This is a genomic window from Streptomyces sp. HSW2009, from assembly GCF_040240285.1.
Classification (GTDB): Bacteria; Actinomycetota; Actinomycetes; order Streptomycetales; family Streptomycetaceae; genus Streptomyces.
In genome coordinates, this window is record NZ_JBEHZD010000478.1 from 1 (window position 1) to 6,202 (window position 6,202).

The window sequence follows — 6,202 nt, forward strand, 5'->3', positions numbered from 1 at the left end:
CCCCGCCCCCCACCCCCCCCCCCCCCCCGCCCCCCCCCCACCCCCGCCCCCCCGCCCGGCCCCCGCCCCCCCCCCGCCCCCGGGGGCGCGGGGCGGGGGGGCCCCCCCCCCCGGCCGTGGTCAGTTCTCCGGCAGCCAGCCCAACTGGACCAGCGGGGTACCCCGGCGGCGCGAGACGAAGACGCCCCGGCCGGGCGGCAGGGCCCGTGGGCGCACGCTGCCCAGGACCTCACCCTCGGCCCGGTCGCCCGAGAGGACGACGCCCTGGGCGCCGAGCTCCTTGATGCGCTGCATGAAGGGCTCGAAGGACGAGCGGGAGGCCCCCGCCGAGTTGCGGGCGATGATGAAGCGGATGCCGACGTCGCGCGCGAACGGCAGGTGCTCGGTGAGCCCACCCAGCGGGTTCCCGCTGCTGGTGGAGACGAGCTCGTAGTCGTCGATCACGACGAACAGTTGCGGTCCCGTCCACCAACTGCGGTCCCGCAACTGCTGCGGGGTGACGTCGGACGTCGGGGCGCGCCGCTCCATCACGGTGGCGATGGCGTCCATGTGGGTTTGCAGGGCGGTGGCGATCGGCGCGTACTCCAGCAGGCGCTCCGCGGGGACCGCGTCGAGCAGCGAGCGACGGTAGTCGCCGACGACGATCATCGCGTCGTCCGGCCCGTACCGCTCCGTGATCTGCTTCGCGAGCAGACGCAGCAGCGCCGTCTTGCCCGATTCGCTCTCGCCGAAGACGAGGAAGAACGGATCGGTCTCGAAGTTGACGTACACCGGCTCCAGGTTGGTCTCGTCGATGCCGATCGCGACGCCCCGCTGGGGGAACTCGAAGCCCTTGGGGAGTTGGTCGGAAGGGAGCCGGCGGGGGAGGAGCCGGACCACGGGGGCGTGCGGGCCCGACCAGTGCGTGGTGACGCTGCGCACCAGCGCCGCCGTGGCGTCGGCGAGACCGACCGGGTCGCTGATCGCGTCCACGCGCGGCTGTGCCGCGATAAAGTGCAGTTTCTCGGGCACCTGGCCGCGGCCGGGGACGCCGGCCGGCACGTTGACGGCGACCTTGCGGTCGAACTCGGAGTCCAGCGCGTCGCCGAGGCGCAGTTCGAGGCGGCTGAGGAGCTGGTCCTTGAGGTTGGCCCGGAGCTCCATGTACCGCGACGCGGTGATCACGACGTGGATGCCGTACCCCAGGCCGCGGGCCGCGATGTCGGTGACGACGCCCTCCAGCATCTCGTACTCCTGCTTGAACGCCCCCCAGCCGTCGACCAGCAGGAACACATCGCCCCACGGCTGGTCCGGGAGGTGCCCCGCGGCGCGCTGACGGCGGTAGGAGGCGATGCCGTCGATGCCGTGGGCGCGGAAGTACTCCTCGCGGCGCGCGAGCACGCCCGCGACCTCGGCGACGGTGCGCCGCACCCGCTCCGGGTCCAGCCGCGAGGCGACCCCGCCCACATGGGGCAGGTCCGCGACGGCCGTCATGCCGTTGCCGCCGAAGTCGAGCCCGTAGAACTGCACCTCCTGCGGGGTGTGAGTGAGGGCGAACGAGGCGATCAGGGTGCGCAGCAGCGTGGACTTGCCGGACTGCGGGCCGCCCACCACCAGCAGATGGCCGGCGGCGCCGGAGAAGTCGCGGTACAGCACCTCCCGGCGCTGCTCGAAGGGCTTGTCGATGAGGCCGAGCGGGACGGTGAGGCCCCCCGCGCGCTGGTACCCGCCCGCGTGCAGGCCCCGTTCGGGCGCGGTGACCAGCGGCGGCAACAACTGGTCCAGCGGCGGCGCCTCGTCCAGCGGCGGCAGCCACACCTGGTGGGCCGGCTGCCCCTGCCCCTCCAGCCGCCGCACGATCACGTCGAGCACCGTGTCCACCAGCGGGTCCTCGCCCGTACGCGGCCCCGCGGGCGAGGTGTGCGGGTCCGGCGGACCGTAGCTGATCGGCACCGGGGCGGCCGTGAACGGCACCGGGCGCCGCTCGATGGGCAGCGGCCCGTCCGGGGACGCGGTCACGGCCGTGCGGTACGCGCCGGAGACGTACGCCGCCTTGAACCGGGTCATCTGCTCCGTGCCGAACTTCAGGTACCCGGAGCCGGGGACGGACGGCAGGTGGTACGCGTCCGGCACACCCAGCGCCGTACGGGACTCGGCCGCCGAGAACGTGCGCAGGCCGATCCGGTACGACAGATAGGTGTCCAGGCCGCGCAGCCGCCCCTCCTCCAGGCGCTGCGAGGCCAGCAACAGGTGCACGCCCAGGGAGCGGCCGATGCGGCCGATCTGGATGAACATGTCGATGAAGTCCGGCTTGGCGGACAACAGTTCGCTGAACTCGTCGATGACCAGGACCAGCGAGGCCAGCGGCTCCAGTGGGGCGCCCGCGGCGCGCGCCTTCTCGTAGTCGTGGATGTTGGCGAAGTTGCCGGCGGAGCGGAGCAGTTCCTGGCGGCGCTGGAGCTCTCCGCGGATGGAGTCGCCCATCCGGTCGACCAGGGTCAGGTCGTCGGCCAGGTTGGTGATGACCGCCGAGACGTGCGGCATGCGGGACATGCCGGTGAAGGTGGCGCCGCCCTTGAAGTCGGCGAGCACGAAGTTGAGCGTCTCGGACGAGTGGGTCACCGCGAGCCCTAGGACAAGCGTCCGCAGCAGCTCCGACTTGCCCGAACCGGTCGCGCCGACGCACAGCCCGTGCGGCCCCATGCCCTCCTGCGCCGCCTCCTTGAGGTCGAGCATCACCGGCTGGCCGTCCTCACCCACGCCGATCGGAACGCGCAGCCGCTCGGACTGGGTGCGCGGGCGCCACGTGCGCGTGACATCCACCGAAGCCGCGTCGCCGAGCCCCAGCAGGTCCGTGAAGTCCAAGTTGGCCAGCAGCGGCTCATCGTCGTCGCCGCTGCCCATGCGCAGCGGCGCCAACTGGCGCGCCCGCGCCTCCGCCGCCTCCGGGGACAGGGCGTCGGGAACCCCCTCGTACCGCACGCCGGCGCCCGAGTCCAGGCGCAGCCGCCCCGGTTGCACGTCCACCGAGAGACCGCCGCGCAGCTCGTCCAACTCGCCGGAGATCACCTCGACGACGGTGACGCCCTGCAACCCCTCGGGCGCCGCGAACACCGAGTCCGGCGGGACCATCCCGCCGTCCAGCACGATCACCAGGTGCGGCTGGTCCAGCAGCGGCTGGCCGTCGCGGTTGAACCGGGGACGCCCGTCCAGCCGCCCGGCGAGCAACTCCTCCAGCTCGCCCAGGTCGTCGCCGAACAGCCGCTTCGTACCCGCCCCGTCCACGGTGCCGGGCAACTGCGTGTGCGGCAGCCACTTCGTCCAGTCCCAGCGCGGCACCGCGCCCGGCGCCGCCACCACCGCGACCAGCAGGTCATCCGGCGAGTGCAGCGCCGCCAACTGGGCCACCAGCGCCCGCGCCAGGCCGTGCGCCGCGCGGGGCTCGCCCGAGAGGGTCAGGTGGTAGAAGCGGCGCAGCGAGATCGCCATCGGCAGGCCGTCCAGAGCCCCGTGCACGGCCACGAACCGCTGCATGGCACCGGCCGACAGCGGCTCCAACTCGTCGACCGGCGCCGTGTCGGGGGCGACCAGGGGCGTGGCGAGCTGCTGCGCGCCGAGCCCGACCCGCACCTGCCCGAAGTCCGGGTCGCTGATCCGCCGCTCCCACACCCGGCTCGGCGCGTCGCCTGTCGGGCGCGCGCCCGCCTCCGCGGCCAGCGCCCACAGTTGGTCCGGCGCCGGGTGCAGGTAGAACTGGGCGTCGCGCTGCGCGCGTGCGGTGCGTCGGATCTGGCGCCGGGTCTGCGCGAGGTACTTCAGGTAGTCCCGCCGCACATCGGCCAACTGCCCCTGAGTTCCCCTGCGGTAGCGCACGAACTGGGCGACCACCATGCCCACCGTGGAGACCAGCATCAGCGCGCCCATCACGCGCATGAACGGCGGCGTGCCCGGCATGAAGAAGAACACCACGGACGAGCCCATGCCGAGCATCGGCAGGAGCTGCATCAGCACGCCCTCCTGCTGGCCGCGGGGTAACTCGGGCGGCGGTTCGAGCCGCAGCTCCTCCGACGGCACGTCGGAGGGCAGCGCCCGAGGCGGGCGCTTGACGACGATCTGACTCACCGGTCCACCAACCCCCGTAGAACGCCGGCACATTCGGGCAAATGGGGACGCATGGCCCCGTGGTGCCGGACTCTCGTTTCGTATGAGTGATCCTACTGACACGCTCTGACATCAAGCTCGGTAGGGTGACCCGGCGCGCATCTGTCCGGCACAGGTCAAACAGAAGGGTCCCTTGGTGAGTTCGACCGCAACGACCGGCTACTGCCGCGTCACCGTCGTTGCTCCCGACAGCCGCATCGACGTCGCCCTGCCCGACGACATCGCGGTGGCCGACGTCTATCCCGAAATCCTCCGGCTGTCCGGCCAGACCCAACCCCCGGGCACGCCCACCGGCTACCACCTGCTGCGCCGTGACGGCACCGTCCTCGACGGGGCCCGCACCCTGGCCGCACAACGCGTGCTGGACGGCGAACTGCTCAGCCTGCGCCCGTTCGCCGACTCCCTGCCGCCCGCCGTCTTCGACGACGTGTCCGACGCGGTGGCGACCGCCGTCACGCGCGACCGACTGCTGTGGCGCGAGGACATGCTGCGCACCGCGGGGCTGGTGGGCGGGGTGCTGCTGCTGGTCATGATGGGCTTCGTGCTCTGGTACGCGGATCCCGAGCGGCACTCCATGCACGGCCTGCCGGGCATCGTCGCCGGTGTGACCGCGGTGCTGCTGACGGCGCTGGCCGGGGTGCGGGCACGGGTGTACGACGACCGCGCATCGGCCGTCGCGCTCGGTCTCGGCGCCATGCCCCACCTGCTGATCGCGGGCTCCGGGGTGATCGCGGCGGACCCGGGCGAGGGGCCGGGACGGCTCCAGTTCCTCCTCGGCTGCACCTGTGTGCTGGTGGCCTCGGTGCTGCTCGTCGCGCTGACGCCGGACGGGGACGCGCCGTTCGTCGCCACGGCCTTCGCCGCGACGGTGGGGGTGCTCGCGGTGTTCTGCGCCATCCTCGCCGACGCCTCCGCCACGGACGCCGCCGCGGTGTGCGCCCCGGTCGCGATCGGCGCGCTGGCCTTCCTGCCGGGGCTCTCCACCCGCGTCGCGCGGCTGCCGATCGGTTACGCGTCGCCGTACAGCGCGGCCAGCATCGACTTCGACGCCGACCCCGACGACCCGCCATCGCCCGACCCGGTCGACGCCGAACGCATCGCCGCCCAGGCGCGACGCGGGCACGAGCTGCTGCTCGGGCTGGTCGGCGGTTGCAGCGTGGTCGTCATCGGAGCTGCGGCGGTGCTGGGCTTCTCCGACGCGCGGTGGGCACAGGTACTCGCGCTGGCCGCGGGCGCGGCCATGCTGCTGCGCGCCCGCCTCTTCCGGTACACCGCCCAGGTCGCCTGCGTCCTCGTCGCCGGCATCGCCGCCATCGGCGTCCTGCTGCTCGGGCTCGCCCTGCACACCCCCGAGCACCTCAGGCAGGAACTGCTGAGCGGCGACCGGACCGGCCTGGACGTCCGCACCGTCTGGATCGCCGGCGCCGTCGCCGCCGGGACGGCACTGATCGTGGCACTCGGGCTGATCATTCCGGCGAAGGGGCTGACCCCCTTCTGGGGCCGTGTCTCGGACCTGCTGGAAGGCGCCCTGCTGCTGTCACTGGTACCGCTGTGCCTGGCCGTACTCGACGTCTACAACGAGGCACGGAGCATGACGAGCGGCTAGCGCGAACAACAGCCCGACCCTGAAGCCCACCGGGCGGCCCCGTACGACCACAAGGTCCCGCAGCGGCGCCAGCCTGCTGCGGGGCACGGGGCGTGCGGGACGCGGCTACACCCGCGTCCAAGCAGCACCTACGCGGATGCGCGGACGCCCCGCCACAGTGCTTCGTCGAACGGCCCCGGAGCGGCGCCCCGCGGCACCACCTCTCGTCGCCGCGTGCTCAACCAATTGCCCGCACCTCCCGCGCGAGGCTTCACTGTGCGCTACTCCGCGCGCGAGGCTTCGCAGCACCTGCTCTTCGCGCGCGAAGGTCCGCACCGCTGTCCCGAATCCCCCATCCCTGCGCGCGAGGCTCTCCCGTGCCCCGTACTCCCCGCCTCGCGCGCGCGGCTGCGCCGCCCCCCCCCGGCCCCCGGCCCCCGGCCCCCGGCCCCCGGCCCCCGGCCCCCGGCCCCGCGC

The 6,202-nt window shown here is 73.4% G+C and carries 2 protein-coding genes; one reads left to right on the forward strand and one right to left on the reverse strand.

Going from position 1 to position 6,202, the window contains the following annotated elements; all coding sequences use genetic code 11:
• Positions 1-120 precede the first annotated feature (120 nt).
• The gene (eccCa, locus tag AAHZ94_RS26705; protein ID WP_349995911.1) at positions 121-4,101 is read right to left on the reverse strand and encodes a type VII secretion protein EccCa; all 3,981 of its coding nucleotides are present in this window, start codon (positions 4,099-4,101) and stop codon (positions 121-123) included.
• A 175-nt stretch (positions 4,102-4,276) separates the two neighbouring features.
• Here eccCa and eccD point away from each other — a divergent pair, with 175 nt between their 5' ends.
• Positions 4,277-5,746 carry a type VII secretion integral membrane protein EccD gene (eccD, locus tag AAHZ94_RS26710; protein ID WP_349995912.1) on the forward strand — a complete coding sequence of 490 codons (1,470 nt, stop codon included), beginning with the start codon at positions 4,277-4,279 and terminating at the stop codon, positions 5,744-5,746.
• Positions 5,747-6,202: the final 456 nt, after the last annotated feature.